The organism is Azospirillum thiophilum (assembly GCF_001305595.1).
In the GTDB taxonomy this organism is placed as follows: Bacteria; Pseudomonadota; Alphaproteobacteria; order Azospirillales; family Azospirillaceae; genus Azospirillum; species Azospirillum thiophilum.
Genome location: NZ_CP012403.1, coordinates 757,277 through 778,904 on the forward strand (window position 1 = coordinate 757,277; position 21,628 = coordinate 778,904).

The 21,628-nt window shown below is 68.3% G+C and carries 20 protein-coding genes; 17 read left to right on the forward strand and 3 right to left on the reverse strand.

Going from position 1 to position 21,628, the window contains the following annotated elements:
• Positions 1-87: 87 nt before the first annotated feature.
• Complete coding sequence (locus tag AL072_RS22350) at positions 88-621, forward strand: RNA polymerase factor sigma-70 (RefSeq protein ID WP_045584378.1); 534 nt, start codon at positions 88-90, stop codon at positions 619-621.
• Between the two features lie 25 nt (positions 622-646).
• Here the strand turns inward: AL072_RS22350 and AL072_RS22355 are convergent, their stop codons facing one another.
• On the reverse strand, positions 647-1,360 hold the full coding sequence (locus AL072_RS22355) for an IclR family transcriptional regulator (RefSeq protein WP_045584680.1): 714 nt from the start codon (positions 1,358-1,360) through the stop codon (positions 647-649).
• Between the two features lie 223 nt (positions 1,361-1,583).
• On the opposite strand from AL072_RS22355, the gene AL072_RS22360 reads away from it, so the two are divergent.
• The 12 genes from AL072_RS22360 to AL072_RS22415 all read left to right on the forward strand — a co-directional run bounded on the left by AL072_RS22360 (position 1,584) and on the right by AL072_RS22415 (position 14,514).
• Positions 1,584-3,062, forward strand: a complete 1,479-nt coding sequence (locus AL072_RS22360; RefSeq protein WP_045584379.1) for an aldehyde dehydrogenase — start codon at positions 1,584-1,586, stop codon at positions 3,060-3,062.
• A 38-nt stretch (positions 3,063-3,100) separates the two neighbouring features.
• The gene (locus tag AL072_RS22365) at positions 3,101-3,928 is read left to right on the forward strand and encodes a citryl-CoA lyase (RefSeq protein WP_045584380.1); all 828 of its coding nucleotides are present in this window, start codon (positions 3,101-3,103) and stop codon (positions 3,926-3,928) included.
• Entirely contained in the window at positions 3,925-5,175 is a 1,251-nt protein-coding gene (locus AL072_RS22370) for a CaiB/BaiF CoA transferase family protein (RefSeq protein WP_045584381.1), read from the forward strand. Before AL072_RS22365 ends, AL072_RS22370 begins: the two co-directional genes overlap by 4 nt.
• Before the next feature lie 45 nt (positions 5,176-5,220).
• Complete coding sequence (locus tag AL072_RS22375; RefSeq protein ID WP_045584382.1) at positions 5,221-6,702, forward strand: FAD-dependent oxidoreductase; 1,482 nt, start codon at positions 5,221-5,223, stop codon at positions 6,700-6,702.
• 31 nt (positions 6,703-6,733) lie between these two features.
• Positions 6,734-7,963, forward strand: coding sequence for an ABC transporter substrate-binding protein (locus tag AL072_RS22380; protein WP_045584383.1), 1,230 nt, complete (start codon positions 6,734-6,736; stop codon positions 7,961-7,963).
• A gap of 165 nt (positions 7,964-8,128) precedes the next feature.
• Entirely contained in the window at positions 8,129-9,217 is a 1,089-nt protein-coding gene (locus AL072_RS22385; RefSeq protein ID WP_200909888.1) for a citrate synthase, read from the forward strand.
• Positions 9,214-9,981: an ABC transporter ATP-binding protein gene (locus AL072_RS22390; RefSeq protein ID WP_045584385.1), complete on the forward strand. Its 768-nt coding sequence runs from the start codon at positions 9,214-9,216 to the stop codon at positions 9,979-9,981. The genes AL072_RS22385 and AL072_RS22390 overlap by 4 nt, the downstream gene beginning before the upstream one ends.
• Positions 9,974-10,711, forward strand: a complete 738-nt coding sequence (locus tag AL072_RS22395; RefSeq protein WP_045583156.1) for an ABC transporter ATP-binding protein — start codon at positions 9,974-9,976, stop codon at positions 10,709-10,711. The genes AL072_RS22390 and AL072_RS22395 overlap by 8 nt, the downstream gene beginning before the upstream one ends.
• Positions 10,712-10,732: 21 nt before the next feature.
• Positions 10,733-11,620: a branched-chain amino acid ABC transporter permease gene (locus tag AL072_RS22400; RefSeq protein WP_045582802.1), complete on the forward strand. Its 888-nt coding sequence runs from the start codon at positions 10,733-10,735 to the stop codon at positions 11,618-11,620.
• 39 nt (positions 11,621-11,659) lie between these two features.
• Positions 11,660-12,595 (forward strand): branched-chain amino acid ABC transporter permease, encoded by a 936-nt coding sequence (locus tag AL072_RS22405; protein WP_425388610.1) that lies wholly within the window; start codon positions 11,660-11,662, stop codon positions 12,593-12,595.
• A 43-nt stretch (positions 12,596-12,638) separates the two neighbouring features.
• Positions 12,639-13,388 (forward strand): electron transfer flavoprotein subunit beta/FixA family protein, encoded by a 750-nt coding sequence (locus tag AL072_RS22410; RefSeq protein WP_045584387.1) that lies wholly within the window; start codon positions 12,639-12,641, stop codon positions 13,386-13,388.
• 199 nt (positions 13,389-13,587) lie between these two features.
• Positions 13,588-14,514, forward strand: a complete 927-nt coding sequence (locus tag AL072_RS22415) for an electron transfer flavoprotein subunit alpha/FixB family protein (RefSeq protein ID WP_045584388.1) — start codon at positions 13,588-13,590, stop codon at positions 14,512-14,514.
• A gap of 77 nt (positions 14,515-14,591) precedes the next feature.
• On the opposite strand, the gene pcaF is transcribed toward AL072_RS22415, so the two are convergent.
• Positions 14,592-15,797 carry a 3-oxoadipyl-CoA thiolase gene (gene pcaF / locus AL072_RS22420; protein ID WP_045584389.1) on the reverse strand — a complete coding sequence of 402 codons (1,206 nt, stop codon included), beginning with the start codon at positions 15,795-15,797 and terminating at the stop codon, positions 14,592-14,594.
• 170 nt (positions 15,798-15,967) lie between these two features.
• The gene (gene gcvA, locus AL072_RS22425) at positions 15,968-16,855 is read right to left on the reverse strand and encodes a transcriptional regulator GcvA (RefSeq protein WP_052710264.1); all 888 of its coding nucleotides are present in this window, start codon (positions 16,853-16,855) and stop codon (positions 15,968-15,970) included.
• Positions 16,856-16,968: 113 nt separating this feature from the next.
• Between gcvA and AL072_RS22430 the strand changes: the two genes are divergently transcribed.
• The 4 genes from AL072_RS22430 to AL072_RS22445 are packed head-to-tail and all read left to right on the forward strand — an operon-like array spanning position 16,969 to position 21,528.
• Positions 16,969-18,132 (forward strand): acyl-CoA dehydrogenase family protein, encoded by a 1,164-nt coding sequence (locus AL072_RS22430; protein WP_045584390.1) that lies wholly within the window; start codon positions 16,969-16,971, stop codon positions 18,130-18,132.
• A 5-nt stretch (positions 18,133-18,137) separates the two neighbouring features.
• Positions 18,138-20,300 (forward strand): acetate--CoA ligase family protein, encoded by a 2,163-nt coding sequence (locus tag AL072_RS22435; protein ID WP_045584682.1) that lies wholly within the window; start codon positions 18,138-18,140, stop codon positions 20,298-20,300.
• Positions 20,297-20,680: a hypothetical protein gene (locus AL072_RS22440; protein ID WP_144428340.1), complete on the forward strand. Its 384-nt coding sequence runs from the start codon at positions 20,297-20,299 to the stop codon at positions 20,678-20,680. The genes AL072_RS22435 and AL072_RS22440 overlap by 4 nt, the downstream gene beginning before the upstream one ends.
• On the forward strand, positions 20,680-21,528 hold the full coding sequence (locus AL072_RS22445) for an alpha/beta fold hydrolase (RefSeq protein WP_045584391.1): 849 nt from the start codon (positions 20,680-20,682) through the stop codon (positions 21,526-21,528). Before AL072_RS22440 ends, AL072_RS22445 begins: the two co-directional genes overlap by 1 nt.
• The last annotated feature ends 100 nt before the right edge of the window (positions 21,529-21,628 follow it).

Sequence of the window (21,628 nt, forward strand, 5' to 3'; positions counted from 1 at the left end):
TGATTGTCAGTTGCATTAACTTGCGGCAGCTTGTCAAGCCATAGGGATTGCAGTCCCGCTACCGCTTCCCTCTGCAAGGAGATCTCCATGCGACAGGTAGGATCCGTCGAAAGCCAGACCCTGTGCGACGTCTTCACCACGCACCGGCGCTCGTTGGTCGGCATAGCCGAGCGGATCACCGGCTGTCGTCACCATGCCGAAGATGTCGTCCAGGATGCCTTTCTGAAGCTGTTGGGAGCAGAGTCGACCAGTTCCATCCGGGCCAAGGCGGGCTACCTTATGATGGTCGTCCGCAACCTGGCCATCGATCATTACCGCCGGAAGGGCATGGAGTCACGCCTGCTCGCAGCGGAAGAGGAAGGGCAGGCGGTAAGCACGCCGGACGCAGCATCGCCGGAAAGCGTGAGCGTAAACCGCCAATTTCTACAGACGCTCGAATTCGCCTTGGCCGATCTGCCGGAGCGGACCCGCTATGCCTTCGAGATGCACCGGATCCATGGCCACAGCCAGAAGGACATCGCGGCCAGTCTCGGCGTATCGCCGACGCTGGTCAACTTCATGATTCGCGACGCGCTGATCCATTGCCGCAAGACGATGAAGCGACTCGACCCGTCGTCTTGAAGAGCGGGTTCTTCCTGACGAAATTTCAATTTGGATAATGCCCACCCAGAGTCTCCGACAGCCGGTGGCCGGCAGCCAGCAGCAGGCGCGCCATCACCGTCACACGCTCCTCGGTGAAACGGGTCAGCGGGCCCGATAGGGTAAGGGCGCCGATCAGCCCTTCCCGCTGGGAAAAGACCGGCACGGCGGCGGCCCCGGTTTCGGACTCGCGTTCGCCGAAAGAGAGCAGGGGCAGGGCGGCAAAGTCGGCCGCCGATACCGTCCCGGCGAAGCGCGTGAGCACATGGCCGGCCGCCCCCCGATCCAGGGGCAGGCGGTCGCCTTCGTGGACATGGTCGCGGATCGCCTGCGTGGAATCCTCGCGGAATGCGCAGATGCGCCAAGCCCCTTCGCGCCGGAAGAAGGACGCGCTTTCCCCGCTCTCGCGCATCAAGCGGCGCAGCACCGGCCGGACATGGTCCTCCAGCCGCAGCGAACGCTGGTAGAGCCCTCCCAGCCGCATCAACTCCGGGCCGAGCCGATAGGATTTGTCCTGATGGCGGACGAGATAGCCGGCCTTCTCCAGCGACACGGTCAGCCGCAGGATGGTGCTCTTATAAAGGCCGGTCCGTGCTGCGATCTCCGTCAAACTCAGCGCGTGATCGCCCGCCTGGAAGCAGCCGACGATGCTCAGCGCCCGGTCGACGGACTCCACCCCGCCGGCGGATGCGGTGGTCGTGTTCGGCTTCGCGTCGGTCATCTCGCATCCTTCATTGGCAGCCTGGGCCATTGGCAGCCTGGGCCATTGGCAGCCTGGGCGCGCATTTTTCCCCGACACCACCATCGGACGTCAAGGATGGCCGGCGCAAGGCACAGGCCGGAAAAGTGGGGAGGCAAACGGTTCGGACTTGACGCATTTAGCATGCGTATGTTCTCTTAGATGAAACATGGTTCTATCTAACAGAACTTTTGCGAGGCGAAGGGTGGAACGCTACAAGCTGTTCATCGATGGGGACTGGTGCGATCCGGTTTCCAACGAGTGGTTCGAAACGACGGAGCCCTTTTCGGGGCTGGCCTGGGCGGAGATCCCGCGCGGCACCCAAGGCGATGCCGACCTTGCGGTCGAAGCGGCGCACCGTGCCTTCCTGTCGCCGGAATGGGCCGGGCTGACCGCGACCCAGCGCGGCGCCCTGCTGCGCCGGCTGGCCGAACTGATCGAGAGCAACGTCGACCGGCTGGGCGCCATCGAGCAGCGCGACAACGGCAAGCTGATGGCCGAGGTCAGCGGACAGGTGCGGAACGTCGCCCAGTGGTTCCATTACTATGCCGGCCTCGCCGACAAGGTTCAGGGCGCCGTCGTGCCGATCAACAAGGCCGACGTCTTCAACTATGTGAAGTACGAGCCGCTCGGCGTCGTCGTCGCCATCACGCCGTGGAACTCGCCGCTGGCGCTGACCACCTGGAAGATGGCCCCGGCGCTGGCGGCCGGGAACACCATCGTCATCAAGCCGTCGGAATACACCTCCGCCTCCATCCTGGAGCTGGCGAAGCTGGCGCATGAGGCGGGATTCCCGCGCGGCGTCGTCAATGTCGTCACCGGTTTCGGCGGCGAGGTGGGCGAGCCGCTGGTCCGCCACCGCCTGACCGCCAAGGTCGCCTTCACCGGCGGTGACATCGGCGGCCAGCGCGTCAACGAGGCCGCGGCGCCGGGCCTGAAGAAGGTGACGCTGGAACTGGGCGGCAAGTCGCCGAACATCGTCTTCGACGACGCCGACCTCGACCAGGCGGTGAAGGGGGCCATCTCCGGCGTGTTCGGCGCCTCGGGCCAGACCTGCATGGCCGGTTCGCGCCTGCTGGTGCAGAAGACCATCCACGACGCCTTCGTCGGGAAGCTGGTCGCGGCGGCCGGCGAGGCCCGCATCGGCGACCCGTCGTCGATGGAGACGCAGATCGGCCCCATCGCCACCCGTCCGCAATGGGAGAAGATCCTGCGGATGATCGACATGGCGAAGGCGGAGGGGGCGGTCTGCGCTCTCGGTGGCCATGCCCTGTCGGGGCCGGATTACGGCCAGGGGCAGTTCGTGGCGCCGACCATCTTCACGCAGGTGCGCAACGACATGCGCATCGCCCAGGAGGAGGTGTTCGGCCCGGTCCTCTGTGTCATCCCCTTCGAGGACGAGGACGATGCGCTGCACATCGCCAACGACGTCGAGTTCGGTTTGGCGGCCGGCGTGTGGACGCGCGACCTGCACCGCGCGATGCATTGCGTCGACCGGCTGCGCGCCGGGACGGTGTGGGTGAACAACTACCGCTCGACCAGCTTCACCACGCCCTTCGGCGGCTACAAGCGCTCCGGTCTCGGCCGCGAGGGGGGAGTGGAGGCGATCAAGGAATATCTCCAGACCAAGAGCGTCTGGATCACCACCAAGCCCAACCGCGCCAACCCCTTCGTGCTCGGCTGAGGCCGGGCCTGCAGGGGCATTGCCCCGGGAGCATTCCCATGTCCGAAGCGACCATCGATACCGCCGCCGGCTGGTGGCGGACGTCGATCATCGACATCCATCCGGGTTCCATCCGGGTGCGCGGCTACGCCATCGAGGAACTGATCGGCACGATCGGCTTTCCCGACATGGTCTGGCTGATGCTCCGCGGCGAATTGCCGTCAGAGGCGCAGGGCCGGCTGCTGGGTGCCGCGCTGGTGGCGGCGGTGGACCACGGGCCGCAGGCGCCGTCCATCGCCACGGCCCGCATGGCCGCCACCTGCGGCGTCGGGCTGAACAACGCCATGGCCTCCGGCATCAACGCGCTGGGCGACGTCCATGGCGGCGCGGGCCAGCAATGCATGGAGCTGTACGCCGCCGTCGCCGCACGCATGGCCGAAGGCATGCCCGCGGCCGTGGCGGCGGAGAGCGAGATCGCCGGCCGGCTGGAGCGGCGCGAGCATATCCCGGGCTTCGGCCACCGCTTCCATCCCGTCGACCCGCGCGCCGGCCGGCTGCTGGCCCTGGTGGAGACGGCGAAGGGGGAGGGCGCCGTGACGGGAGAGGCTGCCGCCATCGGCCGTGCGGTGGAGGATGCCCTTGCCTCGCGCAAGGGCAGGCGGCTGCCGATGAACATCGACGGAGCCACCGCCGTGGTGTTCGCCGAACTCGGCTTCCCGGCCGGGCTGGGGCGCGGGCTGTTCGTGCTGTCGCGCTCGGTCGGCATCCTGGCGCATGCCTGGGAGCAGTCGCAGCAGGGCGGCCGCATCAAGGGACCGATGCCGCCGTCCATCCCCTACCGCTACGACGGAGCGTCGCCGCGCCCTGTTCCAGGAGACGGCGCATGACCGACCAGTCCCCCGCCCGATCCCCCGACAAGCCGCTTCCCCTGGCCGGCGTCAAAATCCTCGATTTCGGCCACACGGTGATGGGGCCGTCCTGCGCGATGATCCTCGCCGACCTCGGCGCCGACGTGGTGAAGATCGAACCGGTGCCCAACGGCGAGCCGACCCGCCATCTGAAGGGCTTCGGCACCGGCTATTTCGGCTATTTCAACCGCAACAAGCGCTCCTTGGCGGTCGACCTGAAGACGCAGGAAGGCCGCGACATCGCACGCCGTCTCGTTGCAGAGGCCGATGTGCTGGTGGAGAATTTCGCCCCAGGCACGATGGAGCGGCTGGGGCTGGGTGCCGACGCGCTCACCCGCGTCAACCCGCGCCTGATCTATGCCAGCCTGAAGGGATTCCTCGACGGCCCCTATGCCGGCCGCCTCGCGCTCGACGAGGTGGTGCAGATGATGACAGGGCTCGCCTACATGACCGGGCCGAGCGGCCGGCCGCTGCGGGCCGGCACCTCGGTCGTGGACATCACCGGCGGCATGTTCGCGGTCATCGCCATCCTGGTGGCATTGCGCGAGCGTGAGCGGACCGGCAAGGGCCAGGCCATCGAAACCGCCCTGTTCGAGACCACGGTGTTCCTGATGGGGCAGCATCTCTGCTACGCCGCCCAGTCGGACGGGCCGATCCCGCCGATGCCGGAGCGCGTGTCGGCCTGGGCGGTCTACGAGACCTTCCGCACCGCCGACGGGCGGCCGATCTTCGTCGGCATCACCACCGACAGCCATTGGGAGCGCTTCTGCGCCGTCATCGACCGGCCGGACCTGCGCGACGATCCGGAATTCCGCACCAACAACGACCGCATCGCCGCCCGGCCGCGCCTGCTGCCGCTGCTGACCGCCCTGTTCGGCGGCCTGTCGATGGAGGAGGCCGTGTCGGTGTGCGAGCGCGCCCGCATTCCCTTCGCGCCCATCGCCCGGCCGGAGGATCTGTTCGACGACCCGCACCTGCAGGCGACCGGCGGGCTGATGCCGACCACCCTGCCCAACGGGGTGCGGACCGCCCTGCCGCGGCTGCCGATCCATGTGGCGGACGCCGACCTGGCCATCCGCCGCGATCCGCCGCGCGTCGGGCAGGACACGCGCGCGGTGCTGGCCGAACTCGGCTACGGTCCGGCGGCGATCGAGCAACTGACGGAGGCCGGAATCGTCGTGGCCGACAGCGAACCCGACAGCGACCGGAAACGCCTCGCGGGATAATGCGGGACAGATCGGGAGATCAATCAAATGACGGAGGAAACACGGATGTCTGACTACGCCATCAGCGATCTGGCCATCAGCGATCTGGTCATCGTCGGCTGCGGCATCGCCGGGCTCTCGGCGGCGGTGACGGCGCTGCAGGCCGGCCTGTCGGTCACCCTGTTGGAGCGGGCGCCCGAGGAGGATTTCGGCGGTAACTCGCGCTGGACCGAAGCCTATATGCGGATGAAGAACGATTCCGAGATCGCCGACGATTTCGAGGAGCATTTCGCCGCCAACGCCGGGCTGAACATTGACCCCAACGTGCTGGCCGCCGCCGCCGAGCCCTACGAGCATTGGCCGGACTATGTGAAGGCCCACCCCTTTCCCGATCCGGAGGTGATCTCCCGCTTCGCCGAGCGGGTGCCGCCGACCATCGCCTGGCTGAAGGGCTTCGGCCTGCGTTTCGAACCGCAGCCGATCTATCTGCTGACCCAGAACACCCAGCGCATCGCGGCGCAGGGCGGCGGCCTTGCCATGATCGAGCGCCTGATGGCCGAGGCGAAGGCGCTCGGTGCCCGCGTGCTCTACCGCACCACGGCGCTCGGTCTGTTGCGTGACGAGGAGGGCCGTATCGGCGGCGTTCACGCTACCGGGACGGACGGACTGCGCGTCGCCATCCGCGGCCGTTCGACGATCCTGGCCTCCGGCGGCTATCAGGGCAATCCGGAGATGATGACCCGCTACATGGGCCAGCGTGCCAAGCATGTGCGGCCGGTGGCGCGCGGCGGCTACTACAACCGCGGCGAGGGCATCCGCATGGCGCTCGACGCCGGGGCGGCGCCGGCCGGCGATTTCGGCTCCTACCATGCCGAGCCGGTCGACCCCCGCTCCCGCCAGCCGGAAGCGGTGATCTTCATCTGGCCCTATGGCGTGCTGGTCAACAAGCGCGGCGAGCGCTTCCTCGACGAGGCGCCGGGAACCGCCGACGCGACCTACGACCACATCACCCGCATCGTCGCCGACCAGCCGGACGGGATCGCCTATGTCCTGTTCGACGATCAGGTCGAGGACATCCCGCGCTGGCGCACCAGCATCCGCAGCGACGTGCCGGCCATCGAGGCGCCCACCCTCGACGCCCTGGCCGAGAAGCTGGGCCTGCCGCGGGAGGCCACGATGGCGACGGTCGCCGCCTACAACGCCGCCTGTCCGGCCGACGCCGCCCGCTTCGACCCGACGCGGGTGGACGGGCTGGCGACCACCGGGCTGAGCCCGGCCAAGACCAACTGGGCGCGCCCGCTGGTCAAGGGGCCGTTCCGCGCCTTCCCCATCGTATCCGCCAACTGCTTCACCTTCGGCGGGCTGAAGGTGGATTCCGACGCCCGCGTGCTGGACGGCAACGGGCGGCCGATGCCGGGACTCTATGCGGCGGGCGAGACGGTGGGCCTCTACCACCAGGTCTATACCGGCTCGACCTCGGTCCTGCGCGGCGCCGTGTTCGGGCGGTTGGCCGCCCAGCATGCCGCCGCGTCCAGGGACGCCGGCTGAGCACTCAATAAAGAACCTTCGGGAGGACATCATGAACCGTTACGCCGTGACGGCGGCCGTCGCCGCCTGCCTGCTCGCCCAGACCTTGCCCCAACCGGCGCTTGCCCAAGGCGCGGCCTACAGCGACGGCAAGATCAAAATCGGAATCCTGACCGATCTGTCGGGCCAGCTGTCCGACAGCACCGGGCAGGGTTCGATCACCGCGGCGCAGATGGCGGTGGAGGATTTCGGCGGCGCTATCGGCGGCACGCCCATCGAACTGATCTTCGCCGACCACCAGAACAAGGCCGACGTCGGTGCCTCGACGGCGCGGCGCTGGTACGACGTCGATCAGGTCGACGCCATCATCGATGTGCCGAACTCCGCCGTGGCGCTGGCGGTGCAGCAGATCACCAAGGAGGCGAACCGCGTCGCCATCTTCTCCTCGCCGGCCAGCTCCGACCTGACCGGCAAGGCCTGCACGCCGAACGGCATCCACTGGACATACGACACCTATGCGCTGGCCCATGTGACCGGCGAGGCGGTGGTGGCCTCGGGATTGGACAGCTGGTACTTCCTGACCTCCGATTATGCCTTCGGCCATGCGCTGGAGCGCGACACCGGCGCCGTCGTCGAAAGCCAGAAGGGCAAGGTGCTGGGAAGCGTCAGGATGCCGGCCAACAATGCCGACTTCTCTTCCTTCCTGCTCCAGGCCCAAGCGTCGCCGGCCAAGGTCGTGGCGCTCGCCACCGCCGGGGCCGACACCCAGAACGCCATCAAGCAGGCGGCGGAATTCGGACTCGGCCAATCCGGCAAGAACATCGTGGCGCTGCTGCTCGCCATCAGCGAGGTCCACGCGCTGGGCCTGCCATCGACGCAGGGCATCATGCTGACGACGCCCTTCTACTGGGACATGAATGACGACACGCGCGCCTTCTCCAAGCGCTTTTTCGAGAAGCGCAAGGCGATGCCGACCTTCTACCAGGCCGGCGTCTACGGTGCGGTCAGCCATTATCTGAAGGCGATCAAGGCAGCCGGAACCGACGCCGCCCCCACCGTCATGAAGACGATGAAGGCGACGCCGGTGAACGACTTCATGACGAAGAACGGCACTGTGCGCGAGGACGGCCGGGTGCTGCGCGACATGTCTCTGTTCCAGGTCAAGACCCCGGCCGAGTCCAAGGCGCCCTGGGATTATTACAAGCTGGTCCGCAGCGTTCCCGCCGACCGCGCCTTCCGGCCGCTGTCGGAGAGCGAATGCCCTCTGGTCAAGAAGATGTGAGCGGCACCCCGCAGGGCACCGGCCCCTGGCGATGCATAACTGATGGTAATGCGCCGCTTACATAAACGAAGTTGAGCCGGAGGGCGGATTGCTTAGGATTTCCATCGAATCCGCCGCAGCCCTTCCGGCGGTGGCGCCCCTCACCCCTTACCGGACAGCATGACGATGGAGCGGATATCGGCCGCCGATACCAGCCTGAGCGGGGGCGACCCGGCGACGGGCGAGATGGTGATGCGCGGGCATCGCCTGCCCGACCTGATCGACCGCTCCTATGAAGAGGTCGTGGCGATCCTGTGGGATGCGGAGATCCCGGCGCGGATGAGCCTGGATGCGTTGGGAGCAGCGAGATGCGACGCCTTCGCGCGGCTGTCTCCCCGTTTCGCGGTGATGCCGTCCGATCTCACCGTGATCGAGCTTCAGCGCTGGCTGCTGGCCTCGCTGCCGGGGGCTGCGATGACGCCGCTGCTGCTGGTGGCCGGGACCGCCGTCGCCGCCGCTTCGGCCATCCGGCTGGTTCGCGGTCAAGCTCCGGTGGCGCCGGACCGCTCCCTGCCGCATGCAGCCGACCTGCTGCGCATGATCCATGGTGCCACCCCAGGCGAGACGGAAACGCGGATGCTGGACCGTTATCTGGTCGCCATGGTCGATCATGGTGTGAACGCCTCGACCTTAACGGCCCGCGTGGTCGCCTCGACCGGGGGCGGCTTGTCGGCCGCCGCGTTGGCGGCACTGGGCGCGCTGGAAGGACCGCTGCATGGTGGCGCACCGGGGCTGGTCCTCGACATGCTGGACGCCATCGGCAAGGCAGACCATGCGGAAGACTGGGTGGTGGCCGCGCTCGCCCGGGGGGAACGCCTGATGGGCTTCGGGTCGCGGGCCTACCACATCCGCGATCCACGCGCGGACATCATGAAGGACAGCGTGCTGGCGCTGCAGCGGTCCGGCGCGAGCTGGGCGCCCGATGGTCGGCTCGCCTTCGCCGAAACGGTCGAGCGGACGGTGCTGTCGGTGATGGCATCGCGGCGTCCCGACCGGCCCCTGCACACCAATGTGGAATTCTACGCCGCCCTGCTGCTGGAGGCGCTCGGTGTGCCGCGGGCCGGCTTCACCCCCCTCTTCGCGGCCAGCCGCGCGGCTGGATGGGCGGCGCATGTGCGCGAACAGGAACGGACCGGGCGCATGCTGCGACCGACATCACGCTATGTCGGTCCGCCGCCGGTCGACCGACCCAAGACCGGGAAAGAACAGGAATGACCACCGGAGCCACCGACGACATCATCCTGGAAGCGCGCAACCTGACGAAGGAGTTCAAGGGCTTCGTCGCGGTCAAGGAGGTGAACCTGCAGGTTCGCCGCGGCACCATCCATGCGCTGATCGGCCCGAACGGCGCCGGCAAGAGCACGGTGTTCAACCTGCTCACCAAGTTCCTGACGCCCACCCGCGGCCAGATCCTCTACAAGGGCCGCGACATCACCCGCACCAAGCCGGCCGACATCGCGCTGATGGGCTTGGTGCGGTCCTTCCAGATCTCGGCCGTCTTCCCGCATCTCAGCGTGCTGGAGAATGTCCGCGTCGCGCTCCAGCGCCCGCTCGGCACCAGCTTCCATTTCTGGAAGTCGGAGTCGTCGCTCTACGACCTGCACGATCGCGCGCTGGAGCTGATCGAGGCGGTCAACCTCTCCCCCTGGGCCGGGCACACCGCTGCCGAGCTGCCCTATGGCCGCAAGCGGGCTCTCGAGATCGCCACCACCCTGGCGCTCGACCCCGAGGTGATGCTGCTCGACGAGCCGCTGGCCGGCATGGGCCATGAGGACATCGAGGGCACCGCGGCCCTGATCAAGCGCGTCGCCGCCGACCGCACCGTGCTGATGGTCGAGCACAACCTGTCTGTCGTCGCCCATCTCTCCGACACCATCACCGTGCTCCGCCGCGGCGAGATCCTCGCCGAGGGGCCCTACGAGGTGGTGTCGAAGAACCCGCAGGTGATGGAAGCGTATATGGGGACCGGACATGCCTGAGGGGATGAACACCAAGACCGCCCGAGTGGGAACGGCCATGCTGGAGATTTCCGACCTGCACGGCTTCTACGGCGAGAGCCATGTGCTGCACGGCGTCAGCCTGGAGGTGCGGCAGGGCGAGGTGGTGACGCTGCTTGGCCGCAACGGCGCCGGCAAGACCTCGACCATGCGCGCCGTCATGGGCATCATGGCCAAGCGCACCGGCTCGATCCGCTTCCAGGGCCAGGAGCTGATCGGCATGGCCCAGCACAAAATCCCGCGGCTCGGCATCAGCTACGTGCCGGAGGAGCGCGGCATCTTCTCCTCGCTCAGCGTCGACGAGAACCTGACGCTGCCGCCGGTGGTGAAGGAGGGCGGCATGACCGTCGCCCAGATTTACGAGCTGTTCCCCAACCTGAAGGGGCGCGGTTCGACCCAGGGCACGCGGCTGTCGGGCGGCGAGCAGCAGATGCTGGCGATCGCCCGCATCCTGCGCACCGGTGCCAGCCTGATCCTGCTGGACGAGCCGACCGAAGGGCTGGCTCCCGTCATCATCGAGCAGATCGGCGTGGCGGTGCGGGCGCTCAAGGCCCGCGGCTTCACCATCGTCCTGGTCGAACAGAATTTCCGCTTCGCCGCCACCATCGCCGACCGCCATTACGTCATGGAGGAAGGGCATGTGGTGGACATGATCCCCAACGACCGGCTCCACGCCAACATGGACAAGCTCCACACCTATCTCGGCGTGTGAGCGGGAGACGAGAGACCCACCATGTCCCATCTGCTCGGCATTCCGCCGCAGGCCCTGTTCGGCCAGCTGCTGCTCGGCCTGATCAACGGCTCCTTCTATGCGCTGCTCAGCCTCGGGCTGGCGGTGATCTTCGGCATGCTCAACGTCGTCAACATGGCGCATGGCGCCTTGTACATGGTCGGCGCCTTCGTGGCGTGGCTGCTGCTGAGCCATGCCGGCATCGGCTATTGGGGGGCGCTGGTGCTGGCGCCCCTGGTGGTCGGCGCCGTCGGGCTGGTGCTGGAACGCACGATGCTGCGCCGGCTCTACAAGGTCGACCATCTCTATGGGCTGCTGCTGACCTTCGGGCTGGCGCTGATCTTCGAGGGCGCCTTCCGCCACCAGTATGGCGTGTCGGGCCAGCCCTATCCGATCCCGGACCTGCTGAAGGGCGGCACCAACCTGGGCTTCATGTATCTGCCGACATATCGCGGCTGGGTGGTGGCGGCCTCGCTGCTGGTGTGCCTGGGCACCTGGTTCGCCATCGAGCGGACCAGGCTGGGGGCGTATCTGCGCGCGGCGACGGAGAACCCGACGCTGGTGCAGGCCTTCGGCATCAATGTGCCGGTGATGGTGTCGCTGACCTACGGCTTCGGGGTGGCGCTGGCCGGTCTGGCCGGGGTGCTGGCGGCGCCGATCTACCAGGTGTCGCCGCTGATGGGCTCCAACATCATCATCGTGGTGTTCGCGGTGGTGGTGATCGGCGGCATGGGCTCGATCCTCGGCGCCATCGTGACCGGGCTGGGGCTGGGGCTGCTGGAGGGGCTGACCAAGGTGGTCTACCCGGAGGCCTCCAACATCGTGGTGTTCGTGATCATGGCCGTGGTGCTGATGGTGAAGCCGGCCGGCCTGTTCGGACGGGAGAGATAAGCGATGAGCATGCAAACCCAGGCGCTGCCGCGGACGGGGATGGAGGCGGGGGCGCGCAAGGCGTTGCTGCTGGGGGGCGGGCTGCTGCTGGCGGTGCTGGCACCGTTCCTGCTGTATCCGGTGTTCCTGATGAAGGTGCTGTGCTTCGCGCTGTTCGCCTGCGCCTTCAACCTGCTGATCGGCTTCGCCGGCCTGTTGAGCTTCGGCCATGCCGCCTTCTTCGGATCGGCGGCCTACATCGCCGCCCACACGGTGAAGGAATGGGGCTGGGCGCCGGAGGCGGGCCTGCTCGCCGCCACCGCCGTCGCCGGGCTGATGGGGCTGGTCTTCGGGCTGATCGCGATCCGGCGGCAGGGCATCTACTTCGCCATGATCACGCTGGCCTTGAGCCAGATGGTGTTCTTCCTGGCGCTGCAGCTTCCCTTCACCCATGGCGAGGACGGCATCCAGGGCGTTCCGCGCGGCACGCTGTTCGGGCTGTTCGACCTCGGCCAGCCGCTGACGATGTATTATGTGGTGCTGGCGATCTTCCTCGGCGGCTTTGCGCTGGTGTGGCGCACGGTGCATTCGCCGTTCGGCCAGGTGCTGAAGGCGATCCGCGAGAACGAGCCGCGGGCGGTGTCGCTGGGCTACCGCACCGACCGCTACAAGCTGGTGGCCTTCGTGCTGTCGGCAAGCTTGGCGGGGCTGGCCGGCGGGACCAAGGCGCTGGTGTTCCAACTGGCCTCGCTGACCGACGTGACGTGGCAGATGTCGGGCGAGGTGGTGCTGATGACGCTGCTCGGCGGCATGGGCACCTTGTTCGGCCCGGTGGTGGGTGCGGCGCTGGTGGTGACGCTGGAAAGCTACCTCGCCGCCACCAGCCTGCCGGTGCCGGTCGTCATCGGCTGCATCTTCGTCGGATGCGTCCTCTTGTTCCGGCGGGGAATCGTCGGCGAGATCCTGCACCGGCTGCCCGGGAAAGGGAATCGCTGATATCCCGCCTCGCCGACATCAGAGCCGCATAAGGAGGTAAGCCATGAAACTCCTCGTCCCCGTCAAGCGGGTCGTCGACTACAATGTGAAGATCCGCGTGAAGGCGGATGGCAGCGGCGTCGAGACCGCCAACGTGAAGATGAGCATGAATCCCTTCGACGAGATCGCCGTCGAAGAGGCGGTGCGGCTGAAAGAGGCCGGCACGGCGACCGAGATCGTCGTCGTCTCCGTCGGTCCGGCCCAGGCCCAGGAGACGCTGCGCACTGCGCTGGCCATGGGGGCCGACCGCGCCATCCTGGTGCAGACCGACGGGACGACCGAACCGCTGGCGGTCGCCAAGGTGTTGAAGGCGCTGGTGGAGAAGGAGGCGCCGGGGATGGTGATCCTCGGCAAGCAGGCGATCGACGACGATTGCAACCAGACCGGCCAGATGCTGGCGGCGCTGCTCGGCTGGGGCCAGGGCACCTTCGCCTCGAAGGTCGCCGCTGGTGAGGGCACGGTCGCGGTGACGCGCGAGATCGACGGCGGGCTGGAGGTCGTGTCGCTCACGCTGCCGGCGGTGGTCACCGCCGATCTGCGGCTGAACGAACCGCGCTACGCCTCGCTGCCCAACATCATGAAGGCGAAGAAGAAGCCGCTGGAGACCGTCACGCCCGACGCGCTCGGCGTCGACGTGACGCCGCGGCTGACGACCTTGAAGGTGGTCGAGCCGCCCAAGCGCAAGGCCGGCGTCAAGGTGGCCGATGTCGCCGCCTTGGTCGACAAGTTGAAGACCGAAGCGCGCGTGATCTGAGGGGAGTGGTCGTCCCGTTTGCCCCCTCCCCATCCCTCCCCCGCTCCCGCGGGAGAGGGGGTAGGACGCTTGCCGGCGTGAATTGTTCGCGAAGCGGCGGCAGTCCCCTCTCCTGTGAAACGGGGGAGGGTTAGGGAGGGGGCATCCGCAGCCGACACTCCACCACCCGCTAAGCTCCGTTACCAAAGGACCAACCCCCATGCCCATCCTGATCCTCGCCGACCACGACAATGCGACCCTCAAGCCCGCCACCGCCCATGCGGTGACCGCCGCCGCCAAGCTTGGTTCTGACATCCATGTCCTGGTCGCCGGCCGCAACGCCGCGTCCGCCGCCGACGCAGCCTCCAGGCTGGACGGTGTCGCCAAGGTGCTGGTCGCCGACGATGCCGCCTATGAGCACGCCCTTGCCGAACCGCTGGCGGCGCTGCTGGTGTCGCTCGCCCCCGGCTACGGCCATATCCTCGCCGCCGCCACTTCGACGGGCAAGAACGTGCTGCCGCGGGTCGCGGCGCTGCTCGACGTGGCGATGATCTCCGACATCACCGCGGTGGTCTCCGCCGACAGCTTCGAGCGGCCGATCTATGCCGGCAACGCCATCGCCACCGTGCAGTCCGCCGACCCGGTGAAGATCCTCACCGTCCGCACCACCGCCTTCGAGGCGGCAGGCTCCGGCGGAAGCGCCCCGATCGAGCCCGTCGCCGCCCTGGCCGATCCCGGCCTGTCGGGCTTCGTCTCGGCCGAGCTGTCGAAGTCGGAGCGGCCGGAGCTGACCAGCGCGCGCATCATCGTGTCGGGCGGGCGCGGCATGCAGTCGGGCGAGAATTTCCCGATGCTGGAGGCGCTGGCCGACACGTTGGGCGCCGCGGTCGGTGCAAGCCGTGCCGCCGTCGACGCCGGCTTCGTGCCGAACGACTATCAGGTTGGGCAGACCGGCAAGATCGTGGCGCCGGACCTCTACATCGCCGTCGGCATCTCCGGCGCGATCCAGCATCTGGCCGGCATGAAGGACAGCAAGGTGATCGTCGCCATCAACAAGGACGAGGAGGCGCCGATCTTCCAGGTCGCCGATTACGGCCTCGTCGCCGACCTGTTCAAGGCCGTGCCGGAGCTGCAACAGGCGCTCTGATCGCAAGGCAACCGCTCGACGCGAAAAGGGCGGCCTCTATCGGGAGGCCGCCCTTTTCACTTCGGAACCTGCCCTTGTTACACCCGTTCCAGCAGCAGCGCGATGCCCTGGCCGACGCCGATGCACATGGTGCACAGGGCATACCGGCCGCCGCGCAGTTCCAGCTCGACCAGCGCGGTGGTCGCCAGCCGGGCGCCGGACATCCCCAGCGGATGACCGAGCGCGATGGCGCCGCCGTTGGGATTCACCCGAGGATCGTCGTCCGCCAGCCCCAGTTCGCGCAGGCAGGCAAGACCCTGTGCGGCGAACGCCTCGTTCAACTCGATCACGTCGATGCGGTCGAGCGGCAGGCCGGTGCGCTCGAGCAGGAGGCGCACAGCCGGGACCGGTCCGATGCCCATCACGCGCGGCTCGACCCCGGCGACCGCCGCGCCGACGATGCGGGCACGCGGCGTCAGCCCATGGCGCCTGGCCGCCGCCTCGCCGGCGACGATCAGCGCCGCCGCGCCGTCGTTGATGCCGGACGCATTGCCGGCGGTCACCGTACCGCCGGGACGCACCACCGGCTTCAGTGCCGCGAGCTGATCGAGCGTGGTGTCCGGCCGCGGATGCTCGTCGGCCGTCACCTCGGTGATCGCACCCTTGCGGCCGGCGACCGGCACGGCGACGATCTCCCGGGCAAAGCGTCCGCTGCGCTGGGCGGCTGCGGCGCGCTGCTGCGAGCGCAGGGCGAAGGAGTCCTGATCCTCGCGGGCGATGCCATACCGCTCGGCCACCGCCTCGGCGGTTTCCGGCATGCTGTCCACGCCATGCGACGCCTTCAGGCGCGGGTTGACGAAGCGCCAGCCCATCGTGGTGTCCTCCAACCGCATCGCGCGGGAGTAGGCGTCGTCGGCCTTGGCCATCACGAAGGGTGCGCGCGACATGCTCTCCGCCCCGCCGGCCAGGAGCAACGCCTGTTCGCCCGCCCGCACGCCGCGCGCCGCGAGCGCGATGGCGTCGAGCCCCGACCCGCATAGACGGTTCACCGTGGTGCCCGGCACCGTTTCGGGCAAGCCGGCAAGCAGGACCGCCATGCGCGCGATGTTGCGGTTGTCCTCCCCCGCCTGGTTGGCGCAGCCCAGGATCACGTCTTCGATCGCCGCCGGGTCCAGGGATGGATTGCGGTCGAGCAGCGCCCGTAAGGGAATGGCGGCGAGATCGTCGGCGCGCACCGTCGATAGCGCGCCGGCGTACCGTCCGATCGGCGTGCGCACGGCGTCGCACAGAAATGCTTCGGTCATGGACTGGGCCTTCCGGCTTGGGCTGGATGATGGCGGCGGAGCGTGGCGGCTGCGACGCGGCCGGCCGCGGCCCCGACTATCGGAAGCCGGGATGGATGCGGCAACTGACATAAACTTGGCGAAGCATAACCTGCGGTAATGGGCAGGCTGCCGGGCATCGCCGCCATGCGTCACCCGGCCGCTACCTGCTCCAGCAGCCAGTTGCGCACCTTCGCGATGCGGGCGCGGTCCTGGTGGTTGGGCGGCACCACGAAGTAATAGCCGAGATCGCGGCGCAGCGGCCGGTCGATCGGGCAGACCAGACTGCCGCTGCGCAATTCCGTCTCCAGCATGGCGGGTTGGCCCATGGCGATGCCAAGCCCGTCCAGGGCGGCCTGGTAGGTCAGCAACGAACTGGGGAACATCAGCGGTTCCTGCGTGTCCGCCATCGCCGCGCCGGCGGCTTCCAGCCAGTCGGGCCAGTCCCGCCGCCGGTAATGGGAGTGCAGCAACGGGTAGCGCAGCAGATCGGCCGAAGTTTTCACCGGCGGTCCGCCTGCCAGAAGGGCGGGACTGCACACCGGCAGGATTTCGTCGGCGAACAGGAAAACCGAGTCCATGCCCTGCCAATCGCCGGTGCCAAGCTGGATCGCCGCGTCGACATTGTCGCGGGCGAAGTCGACCGGCGTCACCGCGGTTCGGGTGCGCAACCGCAGATCGGGGTGGTTGGTCTGCAGCTGCGGCAAGCGCCGCATCAGCCATTTCGCCATGAAGGTCGCATAGACCTGCAGCTTCAGGGGAGCGGCGGCACGGGCGGACACCAGTTCGTCCGTCGCCTCCGCGATGCAGCGGAAGGCGGGAGCGATCTGCGATGCATACCGCTTGCCCTCGCCGGTCAGGGTCAGGCCGCGGGTTTCGCGGTGGAACAGCCGGACCCCCAGGTAATCCTCCAGCAAGGCGACCTGCCGGCTAACCGCCGGCTGGGTGACGCCCAGCTCTTCCGCCGCCTTGGTGAAGCTGCCGTGCCGGGCCGCGCATTCGAAGACGTGGAGCGGGTTGAGCGGGGGGATCGGACGCACCGTCTCAGGTCCATTACAAAAGGTTATGGAAGGCCAACAACTAGGAAGTTGTCGCTTGTTCGTCAATGCGATTGATTGACTGCAACGCAATTCGATAGCCCCCGTCGGAGCCCATGGACTTTCAACTCAACCAGGAACAGCGCGCCTTCGCCGACTCCGTGCGCCGCTTCGCCCGCGCCGAGCTGGCCGCTGACGCACTGAAGCGCGCCCACTCCCCCGCCTTTCCCTGGGACGTGGCCGCGAAACTGTCGGAGATGGGCCTGCTGGGCATCACGATGCGCGAGGAGGATGGCGGCGTCGGCGGCACGCTGATGGATGCGGTGATCGCCATCCAGGAACTGGCGCTGGTCTGCCCCAAGAGTGCCGACGTCGTCCAGGCCGGCAATTTCGGGCCGATCCGCACCTTTGCCGAATATGCCAGTGCAGAGCAGAAGGAGCGCTGGCTGGGCGACCTGCTCGCCGGGCGCAAGCTGCTGGCGCTGGGCATGAGCGAACCGGACGCCGGATCGGCGGTCACCGACCTGAAGACCAGCGCCCGCGAGGATGGCGATCATTACGTCATCAACGGGTCGAAGGTCTTTTCCACCCACAGCCCGGAAGCGACGCTGTTCCTGGTCTATGTCCGCTTTGCCCCCGGCGTCGGCGGCATCGGCTCGGTGCTGATCGAGCGCGGGACGCCGGGCTTCACCATCGGCCAGCCCTCCGCCTTCATGAGCGGCGAGGAATGGTGCCAGCTCTATTTCGAGGACTGCCGGGTTCCCAAGGCGAACGTCCTGCTGGGGCCGGGCGGCTTCAAGAAACAGATTGCCGGCTTCAACGTGGAGCGCATCGGCAACGCCTCGCGGGCGCTGGCGCTGGGCCGGCATGCCTTCAACCTCGCCAAGGATCATGCGGAGACGCGGGTCCAGTTCGGCCGCCCGCTGTGCGAGTTCCAGGGCCTGCAATGGAAATTCGCGGACATGGCGCTGAAGCTGGAAGGCGCGCAGCTGCTGCTCTACCGTGCCGCGACCAATGCCGACAACGGCCTGCCGTCGGCCTATGAAACCTCGATCGCCAAGCTGGCCTGCAACCTTGCCGGCTTCGAGGTCGCCAATGAAGCCCTGCAGATCATGGGCGGCACCGGGTACAGCCAGGAAGCGCTGGTCGAATACTGCGTGAAGCGGACACGCGGCTGGATGATCGCCGGCGGCTCAATCGAAATTTTGAAGAACCGCATTGCCGAGGAACTGTTCGAGCGTCGCTTCGATCAGCGTCCACCGCGGGAGGGCCGGTCGTGAGCGGCATGGTCAAGGGCTGCACCGGCTTCGCTCTGGCCGAGGCGCTGCTGCGGCCGCGGTCGGTGGCGCTGGTCGGGGTGTCGGACGACATCGCGAAGACCGCCGCCCGTCCGCTGCGCTTCCTGCGCCGTGCCGGCTATGGCGGCGAGGTCTACAGCGTCAATCCCACCCGCGCCACCGTGCAGGGTGAGCCGGCCTTCGCGTCGCTGTCGGCCCTGCCGGAACGGCCGGACCATGCCTTCATCCTGACCGGCACCGACGCGGCCATCGCCGCGCTGGAGGAGTGCGGGCGTCTGGGCGTTCCGGTCGCGACCATCCTGGCCGGCGGCTTTTCCGAGGCGGGCGGTGCCGGCGTCGAGCGCGAACGGCGGTTGGCGGAGATCGGGCGGTCCTACGGCGTGCGTGTGCTCGGCCCGTCCAGCATCGGTGTCGTCAACGTGCATGAGCGTCTGGTGCTGACCGCCAACGCCGCCTTTGCCGAACCCGACCTGCCGGAAGGCGGGGTGTTCGTCGCCTCGCACAGCGGAAGCCTGATCGGTGCCCTGTTGTCGCGGGGCAAGGCGCGCGGCGTGGGCTTCGCCGGGCTGGTGTCGGTCGGCGGCGAGGTGGATCTGTCGGTCGGCGAAATCTGCGAGGCGACGCTCGACGATCCGAAGATCGGCGGCTATCTGCTGTTCCTTGAATCGATGCGCAACGCCGACGCCCTGCGTCGCTTCGCGCTGGCGGCGGCGGCGCGCGGCAAGCCGGTGGCGGCCTACAAGCTGGGCCGCTCGGCGGAGGCGGCGGAGCTGGCGGTTTCCCACACCGGCGCGCTGGCCGGGGAGGACGACGTCGCCGACACCTTCCTGCGGGACTGCGGGATCGCCCGGGTGGAATCCTTCGACGGGCTGCTCGAGGTCATGCCGCTGCTCAACCGCATGCCACCCCGGATGCGGTCGAAGACCGGACGGCAACCCGCCGTCGGCGTCGTCACCACCACCGGCGGCGGTGCTGCCATGGCCATCGACCAGCTCGCCATCCGCGGCGTGCGGGTCGCCGCCCCGAGCGCGGAAACCGTGCGTCGTCTCGCCGAGGCCGGGATCGCGGCCGGGGAGGGGCGCTTGGTCGACCTGACGCTGGCCGGCACCCGCTACGACGTGATGAAGGCCGCGCTGGGGGTGATGCAGACCGCGCCGGAATTCGATCTCGTCCTGGCGACCGTCGGATCCTCCGCCCGTTTCCAGCCCGATCTGGCGGTGGCGCCGGTGATCGACAGCGCGCGCGAGCATGACAAGCCGTTGGCCGCCTTCATCGTGCCGGAGGCTCCGGAAGCGCTGCTGCGCCTGAACGCCGCCGGGGTTCCCTGTTTCCGCGCGCCGGAATCCTGCGGCGACGTGATCGCCGCCGCGCTCAACCGCCGGGCCCCGCGTCCCGAACTGGCGACGCCATCGCCGTCTCCTCATCCGGGAGCCGGGCGGACCATCGACGAGGCCGAGGCCTACCGTCTGTTTGCCCGCGTCGGCGTTCCCCATGCGCCGGTCGCGGTGCTGACGGTCGGCGAGCCGGTGCCGGAGCTTCCCTTCGCCTACCCGGTGGTCGCCAAGGTTCTGCATCCCGACATCGCCCACAAGACCGACCTGGGCGGCGTGGTGCTGAACATCGCCGACGCCGATGCGCTGTCCGCCGCCATGGCGGCGATCCGCGGCCGGGTCGAGGCCGCAAGGCCGGAGGTGGGCGTGCGGAACATCCTGGTCCAGCCGATGACTCGCGGCGTGGGCGAGGTGCTGGTCGGCCTGCGCCGCGACCCCCAGGTCGGGCCGGTGGTGATGCTGGCCGCCGGCGGGGTGCTGACCGAGATCTTCCGCGACCGTGCCCTGCGGCTGGCGCCGGTGGACCGCGATACCGCGCTGGAGATGATCGGCGAGGTGAAGGCGCTCCAGGCCCTGGCCGGCTATCGCGGCCGGACGGAGGGCGACCTCGGCGCCGTCGCCGACGCGCTGGTCGCCGTCTCCCGTCTTGCCCTGCTGGACGACGTGACCGTGCTGGAGGCGGAGATCAATCCGCTGATGGTGATGGCCGACGGGCAGGGGGCGCTGGCGGTCGATGCGCTGGTCCAACTCGCAACGGCGGACGCAACCGCCCAGTCCCAAGAAAACGATACCGAAAACCGTTCCGGGAGGAACCGATGATGCCCAGGCCGGATGTGCTCTCGCTGCCGGAGCTTGTGAACGCCAATGAGCGGCTCGTCCATCGCGGCCGGTTCCTGACCGCGGTGATGCGGCTGGACATCGGCGCCGACGCCTATCTGATCTCCATCGACCGCGGGCGGATCGCCGAGGTGCGCAAGGGTCCGTTCGTCATGCCGTCCTGGACCTTCGGCCTGTCCTGCGGGGCCGATGCGCTGGGGCGCTTCTGGCAGCCGCTGCCGCCGCCGGGTTTCCACGACCTGTTCGCCCTGCTGCGGCGGGGGGAGCTGACCCTGTCCGGCAACCTGCAACCCTTCATGGCCAACCTCCTCTACATCAAGGACGTGATGGCCAGCCTGCGCAGCCCGAAGGAAACCGCCTGATGCGTGCGACGATCGAATCCATCACCGGGCGTTACATGCGGCTGGATCACAAGGGCCGCGAGCACCGGATCTATTTCGAGGAGGCGGGGCAGGGCATACCGCTGGTCTGCCTGCACACCGCCGGATCGGACGGCCGCCAGTTCCGCGGCATCCTGAACGATCCGCGCATCACCCGCGATTTCCGCGTCATCGCCTTCGACCTGCCCTGGCACGGCAAATCCTCGCCGCCCGCCGGCTGGCAGGGCGGCGACTACCAGCTGACCAGCGCCGATTACACCGACATCATCCTGACGGTCTGCCGGGCGCTGGACCTTGACCGCCCGGTGGCGATGGGCTGTTCCATCGGCGGACGCATCGCGCTGCATCTGGCGATGGAGCATGCCGGGGAGTTCCGCGCCATCATCGGGCTGCAATCCTCCGCCCACGTCCATCCCTATTACGATACGACCTGGCTGCATCACCCGGACGTGAATGGCGGGGAGGTCTGTGCCGCCATCGCCGCCGGGCTGGTCGGGCCGAATGCCCCCGACGCCCACCGCTGGGAGACGGTCTGGCACTACATGCAGGGCGGTCCGGGCATCTTCAAGGGCGACCTCTATTTCTACAAGGTGGACGGCGACATCCGCCACCGGTTGGGCGAGATCGACACCAGCCGCTGCCCGCTCTATCTGCTGACCGGCGAATACGACTATTCCTGCTCTCCGGCCGACACGCTGGAGACCGCCGCCTGCATTCCCGGCGCCACCGTATCGATCATGCCGGGGCTGGGCCATTTCCCGATGAGCGAGGATCCGGAGGGCTTCATCGCCCATCTGCTGCCGGTCCTGAGCGAGATCGTCCACCGCTGAGCCCCGTTCCGACGGCAAGCGCTCCGGCGGCAAGCATTCCGACAATAACCGGCCGCCGACCGAAAGCAAGGCGGCGGCCATCAATTCCCCGGGGAGGGAT

Bases quoted from the DNA above. Each gene is read 5' to 3' on its own strand.
- AL072_RS22405 (WP_425388610.1), top strand. From the start codon at position 11,660: ATGGAGGCGGGGGCGCGCAAGGCGTTGCTGCTGGGGGGCGGGCTGCTG.
- AL072_RS22385 (WP_200909888.1), top strand. From the start codon at position 8,129: ATGGAGCGGATATCGGCCGCCGATACCAGCCTGAGCGGGGGCGACCCG.
- AL072_RS22370 (WP_045584381.1), top strand. From the start codon at position 3,925: ATGACCGACCAGTCCCCCGCCCGATCCCCCGACAAGCCGCTTCCCCTG.
- AL072_RS22415 (WP_045584388.1), top strand. From the start codon at position 13,588: ATGCCCATCCTGATCCTCGCCGACCACGACAATGCGACCCTCAAGCCC.
- AL072_RS22355 (WP_045584680.1), bottom strand. From the start codon at position 1,360: ATGACCGACGCGAAGCCGAACACGACCACCGCATCCGCCGGCGGGGTG.
- AL072_RS22430 (WP_045584390.1), top strand. From the start codon at position 16,969: ATGGACTTTCAACTCAACCAGGAACAGCGCGCCTTCGCCGACTCCGTG.
- AL072_RS22440 (WP_144428340.1), top strand. From the start codon at position 20,297: ATGATGCCCAGGCCGGATGTGCTCTCGCTGCCGGAGCTTGTGAACGCC.
- AL072_RS22395 (WP_045583156.1), top strand. From the start codon at position 9,974: ATGCCTGAGGGGATGAACACCAAGACCGCCCGAGTGGGAACGGCCATG.
- AL072_RS22410 (WP_045584387.1), top strand. From the start codon at position 12,639: ATGAAACTCCTCGTCCCCGTCAAGCGGGTCGTCGACTACAATGTGAAG.
- AL072_RS22390 (WP_045584385.1), top strand. From the start codon at position 9,214: ATGACCACCGGAGCCACCGACGACATCATCCTGGAAGCGCGCAACCTG.
- AL072_RS22365 (WP_045584380.1), top strand. From the start codon at position 3,101: ATGTCCGAAGCGACCATCGATACCGCCGCCGGCTGGTGGCGGACGTCG.
- AL072_RS22400 (WP_045582802.1), top strand. From the start codon at position 10,733: ATGTCCCATCTGCTCGGCATTCCGCCGCAGGCCCTGTTCGGCCAGCTG.
- pcaF (WP_045584389.1), bottom strand. From the start codon at position 15,797: ATGACCGAAGCATTTCTGTGCGACGCCGTGCGCACGCCGATCGGACGG.
- AL072_RS22380 (WP_045584383.1), top strand. From the start codon at position 6,734: ATGAACCGTTACGCCGTGACGGCGGCCGTCGCCGCCTGCCTGCTCGCC.
- AL072_RS22445 (WP_045584391.1), top strand. From the start codon at position 20,680: ATGCGTGCGACGATCGAATCCATCACCGGGCGTTACATGCGGCTGGAT.
- AL072_RS22375 (WP_045584382.1), top strand. From the start codon at position 5,221: ATGTCTGACTACGCCATCAGCGATCTGGCCATCAGCGATCTGGTCATC.
- AL072_RS22435 (WP_045584682.1), top strand. From the start codon at position 18,138: ATGGTCAAGGGCTGCACCGGCTTCGCTCTGGCCGAGGCGCTGCTGCGG.
- AL072_RS22350 (WP_045584378.1), top strand. From the start codon at position 88: ATGCGACAGGTAGGATCCGTCGAAAGCCAGACCCTGTGCGACGTCTTC.